This is a genomic window from Pseudodesulfovibrio sp. zrk46, from assembly GCF_012516435.1.
GTDB lineage: Bacteria > Desulfobacterota > Desulfovibrionia > Desulfovibrionales > Desulfovibrionaceae > Pseudodesulfovibrio.
This window is the reverse complement of the sequence record NZ_CP051216.1, coordinates 2403460-2424970: the sequence shown is the minus strand read 5'-3', so window position 1 is coordinate 2424970 and position 21511 is coordinate 2403460. Positions and strand designations below refer to the sequence as shown.

17 protein-coding genes are annotated in these 21511 nt (G+C 50.7%); all 17 read right to left on the bottom strand.

All coding sequences use genetic code 11. The annotated features are described in order from the left end of the window. Positions 1–2: 2 nt before the first annotated feature. The 17 genes from HFN16_RS10965 to HFN16_RS10880 all read right to left on the bottom strand — a co-directional run bounded on the left by HFN16_RS10965 (position 3) and on the right by HFN16_RS10880 (position 21503). Positions 3–146: a hypothetical protein gene (locus HFN16_RS10965; RefSeq protein WP_168890790.1), complete on the bottom strand. Its 144-nt coding sequence runs from the start codon at positions 144–146 to the stop codon at positions 3–5. Between the two features lie 13 nt (positions 147–159). After that, the gene (locus HFN16_RS10960; RefSeq protein ID WP_168890789.1) at positions 160–2256 is read right to left on the bottom strand and encodes an SUMF1/EgtB/PvdO family nonheme iron enzyme; all 2097 of its coding nucleotides are present in this window, start codon (positions 2254–2256) and stop codon (positions 160–162) included. Between the two features lie 170 nt (positions 2257–2426). Continuing rightward, positions 2427–3890, bottom strand: a complete 1464-nt coding sequence (locus tag HFN16_RS10955) for a hypothetical protein (protein WP_168890788.1) — start codon at positions 3888–3890, stop codon at positions 2427–2429. A gap of 20 nt (positions 3891–3910) precedes the next feature. Continuing rightward, positions 3911–5176 carry a hypothetical protein gene (locus HFN16_RS10950; RefSeq protein WP_168890787.1) on the bottom strand — a complete coding sequence of 422 codons (1266 nt, stop codon included), beginning with the start codon at positions 5174–5176 and terminating at the stop codon, positions 3911–3913. Between the two features lie 30 nt (positions 5177–5206). Next, the gene (locus HFN16_RS10945; protein WP_168890786.1) at positions 5207–6124 is read right to left on the bottom strand and encodes a hypothetical protein; all 918 of its coding nucleotides are present in this window, start codon (positions 6122–6124) and stop codon (positions 5207–5209) included. A gap of 297 nt (positions 6125–6421) precedes the next feature. Beyond that, complete coding sequence (locus HFN16_RS10940) at positions 6422–6820, bottom strand: Imm63 family immunity protein (protein ID WP_168890785.1); 399 nt, start codon at positions 6818–6820, stop codon at positions 6422–6424. A 406-nt stretch (positions 6821–7226) separates the two neighbouring features. Then, on the bottom strand, positions 7227–7424 hold the full coding sequence (locus HFN16_RS10935; RefSeq protein ID WP_168890784.1) for a DUF4926 domain-containing protein: 198 nt from the start codon (positions 7422–7424) through the stop codon (positions 7227–7229). 13 nt (positions 7425–7437) lie between these two features. After that, a complete protein-coding gene (locus HFN16_RS10930; protein WP_168890783.1) occupies positions 7438–8172 on the bottom strand; it encodes a DUF6883 domain-containing protein in 735 nt (244 codons plus the stop codon). 437 nt (positions 8173–8609) lie between these two features. After that, positions 8610–8855, bottom strand: coding sequence for a hypothetical protein (locus HFN16_RS10920; protein WP_168890782.1), 246 nt, complete (start codon positions 8853–8855; stop codon positions 8610–8612). Further along, complete coding sequence (locus tag HFN16_RS10915) at positions 8855–10828, bottom strand: DUF637 domain-containing protein (RefSeq protein WP_168890781.1); 1974 nt, start codon at positions 10826–10828, stop codon at positions 8855–8857. Before HFN16_RS10915 ends, HFN16_RS10920 begins: the two co-directional genes overlap by 1 nt. Before the next feature lie 151 nt (positions 10829–10979). Continuing rightward, positions 10980–11324 (bottom strand): hypothetical protein, encoded by a 345-nt coding sequence (locus tag HFN16_RS10910; RefSeq protein WP_168890780.1) that lies wholly within the window; start codon positions 11322–11324, stop codon positions 10980–10982. An 11-nt stretch (positions 11325–11335) separates the two neighbouring features. Further along, the gene (locus HFN16_RS10905; protein WP_168890779.1) at positions 11336–12175 is read right to left on the bottom strand and encodes a VENN motif pre-toxin domain-containing protein; all 840 of its coding nucleotides are present in this window, start codon (positions 12173–12175) and stop codon (positions 11336–11338) included. A gap of 42 nt (positions 12176–12217) precedes the next feature. Next, on the bottom strand, positions 12218–12877 hold the full coding sequence (locus HFN16_RS10900) for a transposase (protein ID WP_168890778.1): 660 nt from the start codon (positions 12875–12877) through the stop codon (positions 12218–12220). 469 nt (positions 12878–13346) lie between these two features. Beyond that, complete coding sequence (locus HFN16_RS10895) at positions 13347–13841, bottom strand: hypothetical protein (protein WP_168890777.1); 495 nt, start codon at positions 13839–13841, stop codon at positions 13347–13349. Next, entirely contained in the window at positions 13834–15630 is a 1797-nt protein-coding gene (locus tag HFN16_RS10890; RefSeq protein WP_168890776.1) for a DUF637 domain-containing protein, read from the bottom strand. Before HFN16_RS10890 ends, HFN16_RS10895 begins: the two co-directional genes overlap by 8 nt. A 151-nt stretch (positions 15631–15781) precedes the next feature. Next, complete coding sequence (locus HFN16_RS10885; protein WP_168890775.1) at positions 15782–15997, bottom strand: hypothetical protein; 216 nt, start codon at positions 15995–15997, stop codon at positions 15782–15784. 1 nt (position 15998) lies between these two features. Continuing rightward, positions 15999–21503 (bottom strand): DUF637 domain-containing protein, encoded by a 5505-nt coding sequence (locus tag HFN16_RS10880; RefSeq protein ID WP_168890774.1) that lies wholly within the window; start codon positions 21501–21503, stop codon positions 15999–16001. Between the last annotated feature and the right edge of the window lie 8 nt (positions 21504–21511).

The window sequence follows — 21511 nt, the reverse complement described above, 5'->3', positions numbered from 1 at the left end:
TCCTAAATATCTACCGGGAACGAAGCCGGAGAAGTGAGGCTGAAATACGACTGATTTGACCGAGCCATGGCGATGCCAAGGGCAGCCACCACAACCAGTGTGACAATGCTCGCGACGAGGAGCATTTTCTTGGTTTTGAACTTCATCTTGATATCTCCATTATTCGTCAGCGTACACGTACCTGGCGACTCTGAATCCAAGGTCATCCTTGCCTTGGGTAGAGGGATCGCGATAGGCGGCTCGAAGCGGCGTGCGCGTACCGGAGCGCCAACTGGAGCCTTTGTAAACGTGCTTTTCCCCTGCCGCAGGGCCAAGAGGATCAATGAGAATCTGACCTGCCTTGGGGACTTGCCATACGTAAAAATCATTCACCCATTCAGAGACGTTGCCAGTCAAGTCATACAGTCCGGATTCATTGGGCTTGAAAGAACCCACAGGAGCAAGTCCCGCGTGGTTATCATTGTAGCCCGGCACATAGAATTTGGTTTTCCCCTGAGCAGATTCGTCGGCAATGTTGCCCACGTCATCGGGAATCACAGCCGTATCGCCCCAGGGAAATATCGTCTGCTGCTTGCGCCCGGCTTTACGGGCAAGCCACTCCCACTCGGCCTCTGTAAGCAGTCGGTAGCCTTTGGATTTCTTATTCATCCCGCGCAGCTTTCCACCTTGAATCACATAAAACGGCGGCAGATGTTCCTGCGCGCTCAGCCAGTTGCAGAATTTGGCGGCTTCCAGCCAGGTCACGTTTACCACCGGTTGGTTTTGGGGGCCTCGAGGGCTGCCAGAGAACCGGGCAAACTGTCCGTTGCTGACTTCATATCTACCTGCCAAGAAGGGACGCACAAGCTTGACCTTGCGCTGAAACTCATTGGCACGCTGCCCCTGCTCGTGACGGGGTGCTCCCAGAATGCACATATCACCAGCGGGTGAGAATAAAGCCATCTCCATGCCCACAGCGCTTCCCTTGCCACCGCTCTGGGCAGCCTTCGTCGCCTTGGCCATGGCCGCCTGCTTGTTCGACACAAGCTTGACGTTCACCCGGGTCGTCACTCCTTTCTTGGGAATCACCTTCTGCGTGATAGACTGATATCCCTCGGCCCGAAGGACAATGGTCTGCTGCACGGTCGGCATTGAAATCGTCAGCGGCGCCTGCCCCAGAACGGTTCCATTCATCACGACCTCGGCCGCAGGAGTGGAGATGATTTCCACAACGCCCTTCTCGCTCTTGAGGTTCATGGTGATAGTGCGCTTTTCGCCGGGGGCAAGTGTCACGGATTCAGTCTTCTTGCTGAACCCGGGAATCTTATAAGAAATGAGAACTTCTTTTCGCGGAGGCACGGATTTGACCTCGGACGGTGTCGCCTTGAGGCCGTTGACCAGCAGTAGGCCTCCCTTGGGAGCGGCGTTGACGGTCAGCTCTCCCGGTTGCAGGAAGAGGTGATATTCGCGCTTTGCCTTGGTCTTTGCTGAGGTGATGGCAATGGTTTCAGTGACAGGTGAGTGCTCTGCCAAGCTGATCATGACCTCGTGCTTTCCGCCGAGGACATCCACGGTCTGGGGCGTAACGCCGATATCTTCCCCATTAAGAAAGATGGTTGCCCCTACAGGTGTGGAGGCCAGATCAAGCTTCCCCTTCACCGGTTCTACTACAAGGACTTTCCGAAATTCCTGGCCTCTATCGACAGTAAAGCTTTGCTCTGTTGGCATGAAGGAAAGGCTTGCTACCTTAAGTTCATAATCACCTGCAGGCACCTCTTTTTCGAGGGTGGCCCCCGTCCCAACAAGCATTCCGTTCAGTGTCCACCGGGCGTCTTCATATGCAGGTTCCAGCTTCAACGACAATTGGGCTGGGCTTTCTTCCAGCGAGACGTGCAGGGTTACATCCCCGTCCGGAAAATCGACTCGAGCCGTTTGATATCCGGGAGATGAGACTGTGACTGCTGGGTCCGAACTGAAGGAGAGGGCATAGTCACCCATAAGGAAACCGAAGCCGCCAACATCTATGGAAGCGTTCTCTGCAGCCTCTTGGGGTTCCACAAGAACAGTCGTTCCATGAGCCATAAAGGCAAGAGTAGCCGCCACCGACAAAAACACACCGGCAACCACGCCGATCACCAAAAGCAATCTGCGCTTCTGCGCCTTCTCTTGCTGCAACTTCTCCGTCAGCCGATTGTTCAGTTCCGGTTCCTGACTGTCACCGTTCGCACTTCGCCCGGCTCGCAAGGCTTCTCGAAACTGATCCTTCTTCATGGCCATTCCTGTTCTTCTCCCCTGATCGAGAGCTGCAAAATGGCAAAGGCTCGCGGTCGAAGAAGTCTGACACACTGAGCCGCACTTGCAGCCACTGAAAATACTAATGAATCAACTCTGTATCACATTTGCGTGAAGCTGATTCTCATACTGGAGCAGGAGTCATCTTGCCTGCCCTAGATAGTTGTCTCACAGACCACATGAATCACCATGGTCTTGCCGGAAGGCGGTATCTCAACTGTCGTCGCCTTGGACACAAACCCGTCACGTTTCCCCTCAAAGACATATCGTCCTGGGCGGATTTGAATGGTTTTCTCGGTGACTTTGCCGACTTTGCCCACACCCTTGACCTGCACGAACGTCTTGCCGTCGGAGGTGACGCGGACCATCACTGGTTTGGTGTACAGTTGCAGAAGTGCGTCCAGCTTCTTTGCCAGCTCCTCCGTGGACGAACTGATTTCAAAGACCCCGCTGGCTTCCTGAAGAAGCGCACGGGCCTGCTTCTCACCAACCTTGGTGGACAGCCGGTACGGTTTGCCAAGTTTCTCTTTTATGGCGGCACGGATTCCCAACACGGTCTGCGCCCGTTTGATGCCGCTTACGACTTCGGCTGAGGAACCATTGATCTTGGCGGCATCGTTGTAACTGGACAGCACGCTGGACCAATCGTCCTTGGCCGCATACGCCCTCGCCTGCTTGACCAATGCATTGTATCTAAGCTCTTTGGCAAGTGTATTGATCTCTCGTTGAAGATGAACAACCTCGTCACGTTTGGGGGCCATTTGGCGAGCCTTATTCAGGCTTTTCTGGGCCAAATCCGGTCGACGGGCTTCAAGGGCTGCCATGGCCTTTTGCAAATGAGATGAAAGCTCCTGCTCGAAAATGGTGTTCTGGATCAGGGCAATTCGTTCCTCAGCTTCCCCGTTGGTCGGATCGACTTTCGCTATTTCCTTCCAAGCCGCCAACTCACCCTTCATATCACCTTGAACCTTCGCCAAGTGTGCCTGCTCCAGCAACTCCACCACCTGCGGCAACGTTGCTACTTGAGGCTCCAGGGCCGAAAGTTCGGGCGAATGAGGCGCAAGTTCCTTGACGCGTAAGAAGTGAGCACGAGCCTTTTGCGGTGCATTTTCCTTCAGGGCACTCTTCGCTTGTTCGATGCTCTCCGCCACAGCGGCGTCACGCTCGCTGATCACTTTGGTCGCCTGTTGAATGAGTTCTGCCAGCTCGTCCCGAGCGCGCCCATATTTCCCAGTGCCCACGTCGGCCATTATCTGTCCCTTCATTTTAAGGAACCGGGCCTGTGAGACTTCATCCCAAACGGCGAATTCTGGCGCTTCCACGAGAGCTTTGATGTTCGACTCGTACTCAGAAAGCATTGCCTTGAACGCAATACGCTCTTCTTCCGCAGCCTGTTCCCTGCCATTTTCCGACTGTTCCGGCTGGACCGAAGGCGTTGACGCCTTCTCCACAACGGGCGCCTCAACACTGTGCGCCTGTTCCTCTGAATTGTCCGGATTCAGTATCAACTCAGCAGCCAACAACACGGTTACAGCGATTACAATAACAATGGCTGTCGCAAGGATAAGGAACGACTTATTCGACCCCGCCTGCGAGCTCTTCAGTTTTTCTTCAAGCATGTCAGGATCAACCTGGGAACCTAGAGTTGCACGTCAGGGGTCTTTTCCTGTTCGTAGATGCGCTGCAGGAATTCACGCCACTGGCCGAACTGCTCCTTGGCCGAACCAGTGATCTCCTCGGTCTGGTCATTGAATTCCACCACCTGCGGCCCCAGTTCGATGTCCAGAGACTTCCCAAGCTCGTTCAAAGACTCCTTGTGGAACTCCGCTTCTTCTGCCGTGTCAGCAGCTTCCATGAGTTTGGCTGCACCAACGACACCCAAGGTAACACCTGCAATGGCTCCCGTGGTCTGGGTTGCAGCATTGCCGTTACCCGACGCGACGGCAAGCCCCACGCCCAGTGCCACCAGAAGTATACCGCCAACAGCCTTACCGAAAGACTTTTTGCGAACCTCGGCCAAAGCGATCTGCTCGTTGAGAGCCGACTCCTGCCAAACAGTATAGGATTCATTCATCTTGTCGTTGAACGCACGATAATTGTCCTGCAAACCGTCCACGAACATCTGATCCCGATATCGGATGGCCTCGAGACGGTTCAGCATGGCATCCTCTGAGTCAGGATAGGCGGTGATGTAGACTTTGCCGCGTTTCTCTTCAATATACTCGGCGAAGTAGGCCTCAGAAAAATTGGCACCGAAGCGAAGCTTTGCCAAACGCTGAAGATCCTCGGCACGCTTGGCGTCCTGATCTTTCAGCTCCTCGACAATATATTGCGCCGCTTCAACAAAGACAGGTTCATAAGGATCCTTCCCCTTGTTACTCGCAGTTGCGAAGAATGTCTCGTCCACCTCATAAGAGAACTTCTTGGAAAACCACTTATGGCCGGAAATATCCGTGACTGTAATTTCGATCTCAACATCCATTCCATTGGATTCAAGGATTTTTCCTTGGACATAGATCTCTCCGGTGGCAGTGGCGTCGGGCGTCACTCGCACGGCCCCGAACGAGTCCGTCTCTTCAAGAGCCTGCTTCATCTTGTAGGCAAATCGATTGGCCTCGGCGCGGCGCACTTCGGGCCAAAGTCCCTCGTCCTTATCCTTCTTTTTCTTATCGTTGGGGTCAGGAAGATTCGGATCGAACACCGGCACAATAACGTCCAATCGAGGAGCCTTGGCGACCTCGGCCTCGGCCATCGTCTGATCATCTGTCTCCAGCATTTCCGAAGACGGAGGCGGGCCAATGGGAGGCGGGGAGCCGAAGCCGGTGGTTTTGCATCCTCCCAGGGCCATGAACGAGCACAGCCAGAGGATAATCAAATTCGTTGTATATTTCTTAAGCGATTTCATGCGCTACTCCTTGCTCCGGGAAAAGCCAGACTATTTCTGTGGCAACCCTTTGTATCGACGATATTCATTCCATAGACGGGCCCGGACCTCCGGGTCCTTTTCCCGCATTGCAGCCTCACGAATCTGCGCTTCGAGAACACTATCGTTGTCAGCCTTCTTGACGTCCTCCGGAATGGCTCCGGTTGATCCGGTGGCCCCGCCAGAGCTTTCCTGCCGGCCGCCCTGATCTCCCTCGATCTGCCCATTATCTCCGGCCGTCTGGGCGGTCATCCCGCCATCCTGGCCATTCCCTTGGGAACCTGCATTCTGTCCAGAATCCCCATGACTGCCAGTCTGACCCGATTGATGCGTTGTGCTGCCCGTCCCCTGAATATCAGAGGTGGCCACAGATGACACAGGGGCGCCATTGGAGGTGCCTCCGGCCAAACCATTATTCCCATTTTGGCCCTGCATGCCTGAAGCGCCGGAGGAGCCAGATTCAGCCATCGCGCCAGCCTGTTCTCCTGCCTCACCGGCAGAGCCTGCACCGGCCATTTCGCCTGCCTGCTCGCCAGATTGACTGCCAGAACCATCTCCAGCTTTCTCGCCAGAGTCCTGCCCGGATTCATTGCCGGAACCGCCACCAGCCCCTTGCCCCGAGCCATTAGCAGCCCCTGAACCGGACATTCCGCCGCCCCCTCCGCCTGAACCGGAGTTGGCAGCACTGTTGGTGGACATCTGTTCCTGGCACAGATCGTACATGCCAAGAGATTGTTGCAGGGCACGATCCATCGCCTCAAGGCGCTCTTCACGAGTCATGTTGGGATCGTCCATGAAGTCGACGCCCACAGTGGAACAATCGATTGCAGATTCCGGTCCGGCGGCCACACTTTTCGACTGATCAAACACCAGACAAAAACAACTAAACAGACACGCACAGACAAGTATGGAAACTCGAGCTATTTTCACGGACACTTTCTCCTACCCATATATCCAGAACCTCATAACAGACATCTGAACAACCGTAAACACACCATGACAAAATGGGGTTAAATTACCAACAATTACAGCTTAGAATACTATTCACTGTTTATGACTCCCTCCCTCACAAGAGGTCCTTTACATGCATAAAAAAGATAATCTGTTCTGAAATGTAAAAAAGACCCGCTCATGGCGGGCCTAATAGATCGTATGGGGAGAGGGCGTAAATAGGTATGGTGTCCCCATAATTTTGGGAGGTGTCCCCAAAATTTTTCCATAATTTTTCTATTCATCCTCGTAGGGGTACTTCTTTAAAATCTCGTCAATCTTCTGCTGCCCCCTTTTCTCCCACCTGGGGCCGATTCTCCTCAACAGTTCTAGGTAGTGTTGAAACATAAGTCGCCTAAAATCTTGTCCTGGAATTTTATTATTTGCAGCATAACGAGATGAGAGAGAAAACGCTGCAGAGCTTATGAATAAAAACATGAGCTCAAACGATGAGTTTGTAATAATTCTTTTTTGTTCATTTCCGCGTTCAATAACTATGTAATGATATTCATCTCCGTGAATTTTGACATCAATGATGACGTCTACTCCTTCACCAATTCTAAGATAATCTTCATTAGCATTTATGATCTGCCCAATTCGCAAAAGCTCATTTTGTAATTCTTTGATTGTTTTCATTAGTCCACATCTTCTATATATTGAAGCACTTCAACTCTTCCACCGTCATGCGAATTAGGGGGACACCTCCCTAATTATTCATTTTGGGACCTGGCTTTTGAGGTCTAACATCTTTGCCTAAAACTTTTGCAAACGGTCAAAAAAAGCATTGCTGCCCAAAGGGCGACCTGTCCGGCTGTGTTTTTTGATATGCTCTTGCATCTCGGCGCTGTCAGCCCTAGTCAAAAAGCTTTCCCAATAATTAGGGAGGTGTCCCCATAATTACACAAAACAACAAAAAGAAAGACCTGACCCCATTCTTCAAAGAACAAAAAAAGGCCCGCTTAGGGCGGGCCTGATTAATCGTATAGGGAGTGAGAAATAGGTATGGTGTCCCCCTAATTCCAGATTTTTAATGCCGAAAATTTCAAATGACCTTTTCTATTTCATCCGGCTCGAGAGTAATCGTTTCAATTGTCTTGCCCTCCTCGTTACAAAATTCAATTTCATACGCGGATCTAGGCTTATCAAATATGAAGACAACAACACCCAACATGCCTTTATTAACATGCTCACTATTAATATCTTTTATCACTACAACCACATCGTTAATATCTATACTCATTTTTCAACGCCTTTTACTTGACAAAAAGTGTTGTCAACTTGGGGACATTCGACCCAGGCTCGTAAATCCAACCAGTTCTCACTACACCAGTCCCTTTTGGGCCTGTGACGGGGATATCTACGGTAAATCTAGAGCCATACTCATTAACCTTACCACTAATTGCTATATTGTTTTTTACGCCCTCTTGAATTTGTTGCAACAACGAGTTCGCATTGGCCTGATTAAAGCCTAAAGCAGACTCAAAAACTCGGGCCTTATCTTTGCCTTTAGGGTGACTCGGATTTAGTGCATATCCAGTCAACTTTTGCGGATCAATATAAGCTTTGCTTGAACCAATCAACCTGCTTGTATTATCAATATATTTAGTTGCACCATTCCCAACCTTTGGATTCTTCTTAGCAACGAGAGCCTGGATCTCATCGCTATTCTTCAAGGCCTCGAAATCCAATTTATCGATCTTATCAACAAGTTCTGGGAAATGATCTGCCAAATTCGTTTGGATTTTGGCAACAGCTTCATCCAGATTCTTGGTAGCCAACTTTACGGTGCTATCTGGAAGTAATTTAAGAATGACATCCAGTTTACCCGCTTTAATTGCTGTACGGAGTGCGGCGTAACTACCAGGGATTATGTTGCCTACGGAATTTTCAATAGCCATCCCAACCACGAAGCCAACTATAAGCTCGTCCTGTTTCGCTTTATCTCCTGTCAAAACGGCTTCGCCAAACTCGGCTATATCCGCAGCCATCAATACTTTATCAGCAACTTCAAGAATTACCGGCGCTGCAAGCCAAAATGCATTGTTTTCGGCAGCGTTCTCAGCAGCTCCTGCGGCAGTATCAACGTCGGCACCTGCAGCAGCAGCGACAAGGCCTGCTGCAAGCTTTGAGACATCAACTCCAGGAATTAGGGGGACACCTCCCTAATTATTCAAAAAAAGTGGGAAGACGCCGGTTTCCCCGTTGAATGACATGATGAGGTTCCCCCGGGACAACAATTCTGGGTATTCTTGGCATGCTTAAAGGTGCATCAATCTGATATTGCAGTCAATAATCAGGGAGGTGTCCCCATAATTGGGACAACAATTCTGGGTATTCTTGGCATGCTTAAAGGTGCATCAATCTGATATTGCAGTCAATAATTAGGGAGGTGTCCCCATAATTCTCATGTTGGAAGCCAGATTTCCTACAATGCAATGATATTGGACTTTGGATCATAATTAAAACCTTTGTCTACGACAGCTCGATAGTCCAGGTTCCCATCTTCATCATAAAACTCATCAGACTGAAACAAATCGTTCATAAATGAAGGATCAGGAATAATATCAAGTAACTCTATAATTATCTCATCTTGTCTTTTTTCAGTTGTTCCTTTCGTAAAAAACTCCTGCAAAAGTTTAACAGCTACTTCTTTTTTATTCTTTGTATCCATTATTTCCACTTCCCTTTAAGAATATGATCTTTAGGTGTACGAATTACAATATTATTCATGTCATAAACGTTTCCACCATGTTGTAATTCCTCAACATGATCTAGTTCATAACGCTTCCGTCCTCCAACTTGCTGCTTTAAGTCTGGAAATGGTGCATAACCATCTTTCATTAACTGTTGGTTACCAGGGTTAAACTGCTTACTCAACACCGGATCATTTCCGACTTCTGTCCAAAAAGCCCTTCTAAATTCATTGAAATCCTTAAACTGTCTTCCATTCAGCCTCTCCGCAATCTGAGCAGGCACTTTACCCGCATTTCCGACATTTCCTTTTAACCATCTTTCCCCTTCAACAATTCTCGGAAGATTGCTGCCATGCGATGCAGCTCCTGGAGCCAATCTTCTAGCAGATAACGACCCTTCCCAGCCCGGTAATTGTGGAAGCCCTGTTTTCTTGGCGATAGCAGTATAAGTATCACCAAAGGTTTCCGTGATGGCACCGACTGCATCGCCACTTTTTTTGACAACCCATTCTGCCGCTTCTGGGCTAGCTTTTGCAAGTAGCTTTCTTGCCAGCCCGACATCACCGGCTTTGAGGGCTGCCTTAATGGCCGCATAACTGCCGGGGATTATATTACCAACAGAGACTTCTATTGCCGCTCCAATAAGGAGCCCTTCTGCTATTTCCGACTGTTTCTCAATATCGCCTTCATGGCCCGCCACAAAGAAATCAACGATATCCTTACCAAGAAGGAACTTATCAAGAGCCTCGGCACCAGCAGTTGCTGCAGCAATAAGAACGGGCAAAGTAAAGAATGCATTGTTTTCAGCAGCATTTCCACCTGCATCTGCAGCGGCGTCTATATCTCCCCCTGCCGCGACTGCTGCAAGACCTGCGGCGAGTCTGGCAATGTCTACACCTGCGTCAGACCACCGTTTTGCCTTTTCCGGTGTAATCTCGCCACTCAACAGACTTTCTTCAATTTCATTGGCCAAGGCTTCGGCTGTTATTTCGCCAGCAACACCACCAATAGCTCCTGAAATACCATTGCCCCCGGAAGCCAAATCCATTGCTCCACCAAGGGCCGCGTGGGCTATCTTATGGGTCACATAACCAATGTCCCCATTGCCCTTATTGTATGCCTCACCAATTTCGTTGGCGACCTTTGCACCCAACACTGAGACAGCCGCCCCACGCAGGTTTGCCACCAAGTTCTCGCCAAGGTTGCCGCCGTTGACGGCAGTGCCGACACCAGCATTAACGCCAGCCTGTACAGCGCCTTCCTTGAGTTCCTGCGCAAGGTTGGCGATCATTTTATCATAATCGCTGACGCCTTCAGCGAGCTTCTCCGCTTTCAGGCCATCCAACTGCATGGCCTCATGCATGAGCCCTGCGGTGAGCATGGCGGTGGCCAAAGAGCGCACTGTTTCAACAGACGCCATTGCCTCGAGCGCGGCACCGATATCGCCGCCATTTTGAACGACCTGCATTCCGGCCTGCATGACCAGCGAGTTGAAGCCTGCGGCCATGGCAACCGCCATTGAAGAGCCTTCGGTAAAGCCCATAAGACCAACGGCAAAAGAAGATCCTACCCCTGTAGCAGACAACGCCACAGCCATGGCGAGCGACACAAGCTGCATGCCCGGTCCGCCGATGCCGCTGTTGGATTCGCTCCACTGGTTGTGCACTTCCTGAATGGCCTGCCAATCCACGTCGTCGCGACTGGCAACCTCCGCCATCCATTCAAGGCCGGGAGACTGGGCGAGTTGTGCGATATCCTCCTGAACGTTGCCCGTCTCTTTATACTGGACAACGATTCCTTCGGCGGTGGTGATAGTCAGCCCGCCACCAGCGTTGATTTCCGTGTGCTGAACAGTCTCGTCAACGCTTCCCTCATCCTTGGTTGAGAATGAGAAGAAGCCCATATCAGACTTGACTTCGCGCTTGTATTCCCTGTCCTTGGTAACGAGCATGGAAACCTGCCCGCCCTGTGCCGTGATCTCGGTCTCACCACCGGAAGTAATGTCGGTTGGATGTCAAAGAACAAAAAAAGGCCCGCTCATGGCGGGCCTGATTCATCGTATAGGGAGAGGGTGGAAATAGGTATGGTGTCCCCTAATTCTATTATTCCTTTCTTGGGAATATATCATCTACTGATTCTTTTGATTCAGTAGTCCAAATAAAAAGTCTGCAACTGTTTGGATGCAAATAAAACCCAAGATGCTCTACGGGGTAATCATAAGGATATATCTCTAGGAACTCATCTTCATTTTTTAATGCAGACCTAATAAGAGCCATGCCCAACCCCAGTTTCGCGTCGTTCGTTAGCTCTAAATGCACATGGCGGGTAGCGTCACATTTTACCTTATCATCTCCAGGGCACTGAACCCCAATACTAATTATATTGTTGTTGTTTTTATGATAGATTTCATCTTCTTGTTCTTCAAGTGCAACAAAAATTCCATCCATTTGAATAACTCCTATTTTATAATGGGCTTACCGTCTTCAAAGTAAATATGTTTGTTGACTTTAGGCTTACTGTAGCCTCCCTTACTGTTGGGAATTTGAATCTCAACATTGAAATGATCAACTTTAGGGCCATCTTTGCCGGTAAGAGAGTGTGCATGTTCTCCGAAATCTTTCCTAAAGACAACTTTTGAACCGTCATCAAGTTTTGTTTCAAAACGAATTTTGCCTTTTTTGTCGACAATCTTTTCAGACTTACGCAATACGTCAATGAGCAAATTAGGCTTCTCGACAACATCATCAGCTTTCTTGACAACATCGACGACATCATCGCCCCATTTAACAACCTTGGTAATTCCAGCAGGGGCAAAAGGCACAAGCAATGCTGCTGAGTCTAAACCTAAATCGATATACCCCTCTTTAACTAACCCATCGTCGTCTATGTAATAACCGTAGGCAATCTTCCCGGAATCATAGAGAACATTTAGAGCATCCCAAATCGTATCCAAGGCGTTATTGGCTGCGGCGTTTTCCGCTGTCCCGGCTGCAGTGTCGACATCCATTCCTGAAAGAGCCGCAGTTAGCCCTCCCGCTAGTTTTGCAAGGTCGACGCCTTGCTGGTGCAGCGAGTCTATATCTTCCTTGGAGATACCTGACGTCAGACGAAATGCAAGATACTCCTCTCCTACAACTTCACCAACAGCGCCGCCGACCGCTCCACTTGCGATATCGTCACCATTTGCAGCAGCTATGGCTCCACCAAGGACCGCATGGGCGATCTTGTGCGTTACATAGTTTAGGTCACCTGTTTTTTTGTAAGCTTCTGCAATTTCACCAGCCGCAGTATCACCCAACGAAGCGACAGCCGCCCCTCCGCGAATTAGGGGGACACCTCCCTAATTCTTCATTTTGGGACCTGGCTTTTGAGGTCTAACATCTTTGCCTAAAACCTGTTGCAAACGGTCAAAAAAAGCATTGCTGCCCAAAGGGCGACCTGTCCGGCTGTGTTTTTTGATATGCTCTTGCATCTCGGTGCTGTCAGCCCCAGTCAAAAAGCTTTCCCAGTCTGGGACAAGCGACAAAAGAGGAGCGACGTCGACGAATTGATCATCTTCGCCCTTTACATGAGCCCGTGCACTGCTCCATTTATACTCGCAAGGATATTTGACGATGCCAGCGCGAACCGGATTAAGTTCAACATATCGGGCGGCAGCAAGAAGATAGGCTTCATCCATTGGATATGAAGAAAACCTTCCTTGCCAAAGATGACCAGTCCACCTTTCCCGTTTGTTTATATAAGCCGTATAGCGTTTGTGGGTTTCTCCAAGGGCGAGACGTAACCCTGATTCCTTAGCTGGAACCAATATCAGATGTACGTGGTTTGTCATAAGGCAATACGCCCATATTTTTACTGCATACTTTTCGCAACACGTATGAAGCCATTCAAGGTAAAAGCAATAATCGTCTTCACAAAAAAAAGTGGGAAGACGCCGGTTTCCCCGTTGAATGACATGATGAGGTTCCCCCGGGACAACAATTCTGGGTATTCTTGGCATGCTTAAAGGTGCATCAATCTGATATTGCAGTCAATAATTAGGGAGGTGTCCCCATAATTCCTCCCCATAATTCCCCCATAATTCCCCATAATTCCAAGGGCGAGACGTAACCCTGATCCCTTAGCTGGAACCAATATCAGATGTACGTGGTTTGTCAGTGTCAAAATCGTTTTTGACCGCATTATCAGTATCCTTATTTAGGTAACGTCCTTGTCGGGTCTGGGCCTCTTAACCACTTTCCTTGCAAGCTCTTTTTGCCAAGGTTCTTTCCTGTATTTCGACTATATACCTCAACAATAATTAGGGAGGTGTCCCCATAATTCTGCATAATTCTGTTGGGAGGTGTCCCCATAATTCTGTTCTTAAAATTCGTTAATATTTACAACTTCAAAAAAAGAAAGGCCCGCATATGGCGAGCCTGAAGAATCATATGGGGAAAGAAATAGGTATGGTGTCTCCCTAATTCTTTTTAAAGATAACATTTAATCTGAATATTCCTATAGAAGGGATAATCCCCTTCAATATCTAGCGCCTCCCTTTCACATTTATAAAGAGCAGTACAATCATATTCATCAAGCCTTTTATCAACTTGAATCGGCCGAATATAAACTTCACGATCTCCTTCTCGAAAATCCAAATCGTCTCTTTTATAGATATACAATGACGGGGGGGGAAATCTGCTATCGGATACAAAGTTGGGGATGTCCAATTTAAGTGAATCATAATCATTTGCTATAATTCTATTGCTTTGAATAAGTGGAATATTTAAAAAGACGACTACATCCTTAATTCCTTTTAATGAGACATACTCGATTGCATCAACCAAGAGTTTGATACAGTCGTCATAAATATCCACCCATTCATTTTTCTTAATAAACTGATCAACATGATCATCATAATTTAAGTCATTGCTTGCGAGATCATCAATGCGTTCTTCTAGCCATATTTGTAATTGATTATTCATTGGGGAGCTTCCACCCGTTCTTTTTTAACCATTTCTTCTGTTTGGTTGTTAGCTTTTTTGGTTTGACATTCTTATCTTTTCTTCCAGTATGCTTCCACCTACCATCTTTGTTCAAAGCTCTTCCATCTTCAAAGTGTACATGTGGTTGTTCCTTATAAATAAGCCCGATATCTATTCGCTTGATTCCAGAAGGAGCTTTTCCTGTCTCAATTTCTTGATTCAGTTGATTGATAGACTTTTCATGAAGTATATAATCCTCAGCCTTCTTCTCTTCAATAGGAATTGTTTCAACAATAGGCTTGTTGGCGTCTTCCTCAGGCAAGGTCTCCAATGGGCCTGTATCTACATCCGGAGCCTGTTCTCCGTAGCCTCCAGGATTAAAATCGCCTAATTCGCCTGGATCATAGCCGGGGAGCTGTGCAATTTGCTGTTTCTCGCCCTCTGACAGCCCCTGATATTTCGAGGTTATCCAGTTTATTAGAGAGGTGACATCATTGGCGACAGCAATGGCGATTTGTTTCTTTTGTTCTTCAGGCGTTACTATAGCGGCAGCTGTAAGCACAACCAGAGCAGTCAGTGTTACGGGATTAAGCTCGCACAAGACTAAAGCTGTCGTAGCAGCAGCTCCTAACGCATTGTTCTGAGCCGCATTCCCTCCTGTCGTTGCAGCGGTATCAATATCTCCACCAGATGCTGCAGCGGCAAGCCCTGCGGCGAGTTTAGACAAGTCTACTCCGGCGTCAATCCATCTTTTCGCGTCCTTAGGTTCTATGCTTCCAGTTAGCATAGCCTCCTGGATTTCATTACTAAGCATCTCGCCAGTCATTTCACCCACTGCACCGCCAATAGCACCAGAAGCGATATCTTCTCCACTCGCAGCGGCAATAGCTCCGCCCAATGCGGCGTGGGCTATCTTGTGGCTAACGTAGTCGAGGTCGCCGTTGCCATTGTCATAGGCCTTACCAATCTCATTGGCCACTTGCGCGCCCAATATTGATACTGCCGCCCCACGCAGGTTAGCCACCAAGTTTTCACCAAGGTTGCCGCCGTTGACGGCTGTGCCGACACCAGCATTTACGCCAGCCTGTACAGCGCCTTCCTTGAGTTCCTGCGCAAGGTTGGCGATCATTTTATCATAATCGCTAGCGCCTTCAGCGAGCTTCTCCGCTTTCAGGCCATCCAACTGCATGGCCTCATTCATAAGCCCTGCTGTAAGCATGGCGGTAGCCAAAGAGCGCACTGTTTCAACAGATGCCATCGCCTCGAGAGCGGCACCGATATCGCCGCCATTTTGAACGACCTGCATTCCGGCCTGCATGACCAGCGAGTTGAAGCCTGCGGCCATGGCAACCGCCATTGAAGAGCCTTCGGTAAAGCCCATAAGACCAACGGCAAAAGAAGATCCTACCCCTGTAGCAGACAACGCCACAGCCATGGCGAGCGACACAAGCTGCATGCCCGGTCCGCCGATGCCGCTGTTGGATTCGCTCCACTGGTTGTGCACTTCCTGAATGGCCTGCCAATCCACGTCGTCGCGACTGGCAACCTCTGCCATCCATTCAAGGCCGGGAGACTGGGCGAGTTGTGCGATATCCTCCTGAACGTTGCCCGTCTCTTTATACTGGACAACGATTCCTTCGGCGGTGGTGATGGTCAGCCCGCCACCGGCGTTGATTTCCGTGTGCTGAACAGTCTCGTCAACGCTTCCCTCATCCTTGGTTGAGAATGAGAAGAAGCCCATATCAGACTTGACTTCGCGCTTGTATTCCCTGTCTTTGGTAACGAGCATGGAAACCTGCCCGCCCTGTGCCGTGATCTCGGTCTCACCACCGGAAGTAATGTCCGTGGGATGTCAAAGAACAAAAAAAGGCCCGCTTAGTGCGGGCCTGATTAACAGTATAGGGAGTGAGAAATAGGTATGGTGTCCCCCTAATTCATTATCAATCCTGAAAGCTCATATCTTCGTTTGCTTGATTCAACACCTCAATAAAATCAGTCAATGGTATCGCATCCCAGCTCTCCTTCGGAGGGCCATATATAATTATCTCATTTTGCTTATTTTCATGAATTACTTCAGCAAGCATTGAATCATTATAATAAATTTCTACATATACATTTTTTCTTGTCGGATCATCTGCAATTAATCTGCTAAACATATTAGGGCTCCAGCACTCCTATAAAGTTGCCATTCTTTCCAAATCTCAACCCTTTACCGTCAGGTGCAATCATATCAATATGATTACCAAACCTATTACTTGTTTTCTCAACCACAACCGTTTTGGGATTATTCATTATTTCTTCAAGCAACTCCTGAGCTTTTGCATTTTTCACATTAGGACTACCAGATACCGAATTATACACGCTCCCAGAGCGTGATGAATGTTTATCAATAGCTCTGCTAAGAGGAGATATACCATGTTTATTTGGAGTAACAGCATTTCGAAATAAATCATTCGCGCTATGACCGAATGACGACGGCATTTTATCCGCAACCTTAAAGGCAGCATTTGCAAAGTTACCCCCAACCTTCCCTACGATTTTGGTCCCAAGTGCAACCAAACCCAAACCGTCGAGGGACTTCGCGAGCATGAGGGCAATTTTGTTGCCGGGAATAAGGTCAGTAGCCAAGCCAGCAGATATTTCTAGACTGATCTCGGCTGCTTTTTCGGTATCATCGTCGTTTAAAGCTTTTACAAGTCGCCAGGCGTCATAACCGGTGATCACTTTGTCTGCGAATTCCAGGGTAGTCAGAGTCACGGCGATTGCCAGACAGAAAACAGCATTGTTTTCCGCTGCATTGGCACCAGTTTGTGCGCCGACGTTGACGTCGCCACCCACGGCTGCCGCTGCCAAGCCTGCCCCGAGTCGTGCAAGGTCTACACCTCTGGCTTGCAGTTCGACAACTTCCTTCTGGAAGTCTTCAGCGGTACTGAAGTTGTCCGGATTGGAGAGCTTGTTGTTAACATATGTCGCAACAAAGGTGTCTGCAACAATTTCGCCTGCGACTGCCCCCACTGCTCCTGATGTTCCGTCTCCGCCGGTAGCCAAGTCGATTGCCCCACCTAATGCGGCATGAGCAATGTAGCGACTAGCAAGATTCAAATCCCCGTTTCGATAACTTGTACCAATGAGATTGGCACCTTTGGCTCCCAAGGTCGAAACAGCCGCCCCGCGAATGTTCGCGACCAAATTTTCACCAAGGTTGCCGCCATTGACGGCAGTACCGACGCCTGTATTGATCCCGGCCTTGATGAGATTTCCTTGAAGATCGTTGGCTAACCCTGCGTAGAATTTATCCAGAGCAGAAGCTTTTTCTCCAACATCAACAAGGCTATCGAGGTCCTTAAGGGCTGCTTGTGTCAGGTTGGCGGTCAGCATGGCCGTTGTGATGGCCTTAAGGCCATCTTCGGAAGCGATGGAGGCGAGACCTTTGCCAAGATCGCCACCTGCTGCCGCATTGCCAAGAGCCGTAATTGCTTGGCTTCCGATAGAGGTAAATGCGGCTGTGAGAGCAGTATGCAGCAAAGTAGCTCCTGCGCTGGCTTCGATTGCTGACATAGTCATTTGCATACAGGCTGCCGCTAAAGTCGAAGCGCCGCCAGCAGTCACGGCGGATGCGATGAGCGATACAATCAGCATTCCGCCCGCGCCGAGGCCACCGTCGGACTTGCTCCACTCGTCGTGGAATTCCTGAACGGCCTGCCAGTCTACGTCGTCGCGCTCCAGCAGGTCGGCCATCCATTCGAGACCCTCCGCATTGGCGAGGAGTTCGACGTCCTTGCGCACGTCACCGGAGGATTCCTTGAACTCCACGGTGACGCCTTCAGGCGTGGTAATCGTAAGGCTGGCACCCGGCTCGATGAGGGTATGCAGGACTTTCTCGTCGATCTTGCCCTTGTCCTTGGATGACCATGTCAGGAAGCCCATGTCGGTCTTCACTTCGTGCTCATAGGACTTGTCCTTGGTCACCAGCATGGCGACCTTGCCTTCCTCGGCTATGATCTCTGTGGTGTCACCAGACTTGAGGCTGGCGGATTCCAACACTACGTCATTCTTAGCCTGAAGTTTCAGCCCTCCTCCAGCCTCAAAGACAGGGCGGTTGTTGGTAGTGGTATCTTTTTGAGTCATGTCCATGGACGTAGCGCCCATGATACCAGAACTCTTCTCTTCAAACTTAAATTGATTCAGAATCTGATTGACTTGGGCCTGAATATCTTTCGAGGCCTGAACTGCTATGTCATCTGTCGCCTTACCCTGACTGCCTTTGACGATGACACTGCCCTCGCCACCATCGGCACCAGCTTCTATGTTGATCGAGCCATTTGATTTGATAACGGACGCGACGTTTCGCTGTTCCAGAGCATCAATGGTCGTGGACGATTTGCCACCAAAGAAGCCGCCTTTTTTGCCCTCTGAGTGGAGGTAGAAATCGAGCTCGTCCGTGGCTGCGGTGACAGCGACGTCGCCCTTGGCCTTGATCGTGGCATCGCCCCCGGATTCAACCTCGCTGCCGTGGATAGCGGCGCTCTCGCCAGCATCGACGGTCAGGTCGCCACCCGTCTTGATCTTGCTGCCCATGTTGTTTTTGGCAGTGAAGTCGACGTTGAAGCCGGAACCGCTCTGCTTGGACGTGGTGGTCGTCTCCACGGTGGAGATCGCCACGTTGCGATCTGCCTTGAGCGTGGCTGCGCCGTCCACTTCCACATCCGAGCCAAGGATGCCGATATCCTGCCCGGCTTCGATGGAGAGGTCGCCAGTGGCCTTGATGCTGCCTTTCTGTGTGACGTGCTCGATCGTGGTGCCGTCCGAGGACGACGTGGTCGTTGCCGCGGCAATGACAACATCCTTACCCGCCTTGAGGGTGATATCACCGCCATCAAACGTACCGCCTGTGGCGCGGATGGAATCCGTAGCCGTGGCGTCAATGGTCTGGCCCTTTACCGTGCCACTGTTGTAGAAATTATCGGCAGTGATGGTAACTTGATTTTTGGCCTCAATAAGCCCGGCGTTGGACGTATCACCCGTGGTATTGATGGCAACCTCGGCGCCAGTGATAACTGCCCCGCCATTGGCGATTTTACTGAGGCTGGCCGTACCGAGATAGACCACGGGGACCAAGGCTTCCTGCCCGTTCACCGTGCGCTTCTCAAGCCACACGATATCCTTGGTGAGCGAAGCAATCTGCTCCTGCGTCAGGGCAATGCCCGGAGTGAGGTTCAGGTCGCCCTTAACATCAACTGCATTGTCCATGAGCCGCTTGAATTCCTCGGTATCGGTGGTCCGGGCATCGCCAAGGAAGCGCTTGGCAGAGAGCGCCTGTATCTGCTTGCGCACAAGCTGCGTTTCGTAGAACGCATCACCTATGCGTTTGTTGGCTTCATCGTTCGGGTCCATCCCGAAGCGGGACATCATGTAGTCCGAGCCATAAAAACCATCGAGGTCGGTCAGTGCCGGGTCCGTCTCGATGACGTAATTCTGCGCCGGATTCGTATTGAGGTTGAACATCCCGTTGGACGGAAGCAAGTTGGTCTCATCCGTTACGGTGGACGCCTTGCGCTGCTGTTCGTCCGGGTCGGGAGCATTGATAATGCCATTTCGCTCGGTCAGGCCGTTGGTAACAGTGCCGCCAGTGATGTTGACCTTGTTCCCCGCATCCAACGTGCCGTAGGCGTGATCAATGGTGGTGAGGAACTCCTCGGTACCGCCAGCGATATGGGCGATGCGCGGCGTATTATGGTTGGCATAGCGACCCAGAATCCACCGGACAGCCTTGCGCTTGTAGATATCCATGCCGACGTTCTCAAAGGAGTCGGCCGTGATGTTGATATCACCTGTGGTCGATGTAATGGCGCTGACCGTGTTCTTTGCGGTGCCGGACTCAATGACGATGTCATTATGGGCCGCGATCACAGAGCCTTGGTCCTGCCCCGTGGCAGAGTCTTCGGTGACGATCTCGGTCCAGAGGAATCCGCTGCCGCCAGGACGCCATTTACCGAAATAGGGAGGATTGTATGACAGACGACTTTTGATCCGGTTGAGCTGTGTCTTCTCAGCGGAAGTCAGCGCACCTGGATCAGCAGCAAGCTTGGCCTCGGTGGCCGCGATGGCTTCTACGACCTCTTCATAGGTAAATATATTTCTCGAGGTATCAAGCCCGATAGCGCTGACTTCGGCAGGCTCGATGTTGCGGGTATTGTTCGGCAGTCCCTGACGGGGCGCGTGGCCCATCTGAGCACGGAAGTGATCCCACGCCTCGTCCCCTTCATCTCCATAGAACCAGACACCACCCTCACGGTAGCTCAACTCGGTAGAGCCTCGAACAAGAGTGAATTTCGAGTTGTTATTATTAAACGTGGTCGCGCGGAAGATCAGGCCGCCCTCAAGGGATTCAATAGTGCCGGAATCATTCTGCAGGGTCGCCATGCGGGAGCCTGCGGTGGTTCCCTCAAAGACGGCATCGCCCTTGGCAAGGATGGTGCCTTCGTTATTGTACAGGGTGTCGCCGATGCGGAAGGTAGAGGTGCCGCCAGAGTAGATGGTACCTGTATTAATGGCGTTGTTAGCCGTGATCAGCGCCTCGGTATCCGCCGCCATGAGGCGCTGGTTGTCGAGGGTTCCGGCGTTCACTTCGATATTACTCGCACTAACCAGAGCCGCATCGGTGGGATCAACACGGGCCACGGTGACGGTGGGGGCAGTGAGCGTAGCGGTCCCCGTGGCTTTGACCGTACCGGAAACGTCAATGGAATCCTGCGAGGTCAGGGCCAGCGTATTCCCCGAAGAGACCTTGTTGGTAATCTGAATCTTGCCGTCAGCCGTCATCTCCAGATGCTGGGTGGACTGCACCAGTCCCTTGGTATTGACGCCCACGCCTGCCTCGGTGCCCACGAGCTTGATGCGGCCCGCGTACATGCCGCCAAGGGCAGAGGAATCAATGGAAATGGTGGGCGCGGGGGTACCGTCAGATGCCAGCGTGGTCGTGGTGCCAGAGACCGGATTGTGGCGGTTCTGGCCGGTGATTACGCTCAGGCTCTTGGCGTGAATATCGGCATTGATGGTGGCCACACGGGTGACCAGTTCGAACGCATCAATGTTATTGGTGTTGATGCCCGCGCCATGCACGAGGATGTCACCGCTGCGCACATCGAGGCCCACGAAGGTATTGCCACTGAACTGCGGCACACCCGTGGTCATGGTGGCCTTGGGCGTGTTGATGAAGCCGCCGCCGTTGATGGAAATACCGTTGGGGTTGGACAGGATGTAGTTGGCCGACTGACCGAATATTTCCGTATGCCCCTGAATCGACGAACGCCCGGTGCCGGTGACCTCGTTGAGAATGGTGGTGGCTGCCGCGCCCGAGAAATTCGGGTTCGGAGCCATCGCGCCACCAAGTTGAGACACGCCGGGGGCAACGCCGTTATTGATGATGACGCCCGAGCTGCCGACATTGAAGTCGGTGAACATGTTGTGGGACATGCCGTTGGCGCCCGGTGCAGCAATGTTGACCACATCCACGCCGTTGGGGGCGGTGTCCATGGTGGCCTGATTGGCTGCAGGCGCCGCGGCGTCTGGGGTTATGCCCCCGGCGTGAACCATGGAGGGCGGGCAGAGAATGAGACTGATAAGGAAGGCGATGAAGAGCTGTTTGATGGATTCAAGCATGATGATCA

Excerpts from the sequence above, each read along its gene's own strand:
- HFN16_RS10965 (WP_168890790.1), bottom strand. The coding sequence starts at position 146 with ATGAAGTTCAAAACCAAGAAAATGCTCCTCGTCGCGAGCATTGTCACA.
- HFN16_RS10960 (WP_168890789.1), bottom strand. The coding sequence starts at position 2,256 with ATGGCCATGAAGAAGGATCAGTTTCGAGAAGCCTTGCGAGCCGGGCGA.
- HFN16_RS10955 (WP_168890788.1), bottom strand. The coding sequence starts at position 3,890 with ATGCTTGAAGAAAAACTGAAGAGCTCGCAGGCGGGGTCGAATAAGTCG.
- HFN16_RS10950 (WP_168890787.1), bottom strand. The coding sequence starts at position 5,176 with ATGAAATCGCTTAAGAAATATACAACGAATTTGATTATCCTCTGGCTG.
- HFN16_RS10940 (WP_168890785.1), bottom strand. The coding sequence starts at position 6,820 with ATGAAAACAATCAAAGAATTACAAAATGAGCTTTTGCGAATTGGGCAG.
- HFN16_RS10935 (WP_168890784.1), bottom strand. The coding sequence starts at position 7,424 with ATGAGTATAGATATTAACGATGTGGTTGTAGTGATAAAAGATATTAAT.
- HFN16_RS10930 (WP_168890783.1), bottom strand. The coding sequence starts at position 8,172 with ATGGCTGCGGATATAGCCGAGTTTGGCGAAGCCGTTTTGACAGGAGAT.
- HFN16_RS10920 (WP_168890782.1), bottom strand. The coding sequence starts at position 8,855 with ATGGATACAAAGAATAAAAAAGAAGTAGCTGTTAAACTTTTGCAGGAG.
- HFN16_RS10915 (WP_168890781.1), bottom strand. The coding sequence starts at position 10,828 with ATGCTCGTTACCAAGGACAGGGAATACAAGCGCGAAGTCAAGTCTGAT.
- HFN16_RS10910 (WP_168890780.1), bottom strand. The coding sequence starts at position 11,324 with ATGGATGGAATTTTTGTTGCACTTGAAGAACAAGAAGATGAAATCTAT.
- HFN16_RS10900 (WP_168890778.1), bottom strand. The coding sequence starts at position 12,877 with ATGCCAAGAATACCCAGAATTGTTGTCCCGGGGGAACCTCATCATGTC.
- HFN16_RS10895 (WP_168890777.1), bottom strand. The coding sequence starts at position 13,841 with ATGAATAATCAATTACAAATATGGCTAGAAGAACGCATTGATGATCTC.
- HFN16_RS10890 (WP_168890776.1), bottom strand. The coding sequence starts at position 15,630 with ATGCTCGTTACCAAAGACAGGGAATACAAGCGCGAAGTCAAGTCTGAT.
- HFN16_RS10885 (WP_168890775.1), bottom strand. The coding sequence starts at position 15,997 with ATGTTTAGCAGATTAATTGCAGATGATCCGACAAGAAAAAATGTATAT.
- HFN16_RS10880 (WP_168890774.1), bottom strand. The coding sequence starts at position 21,503 with ATGCTTGAATCCATCAAACAGCTCTTCATCGCCTTCCTTATCAGTCTC.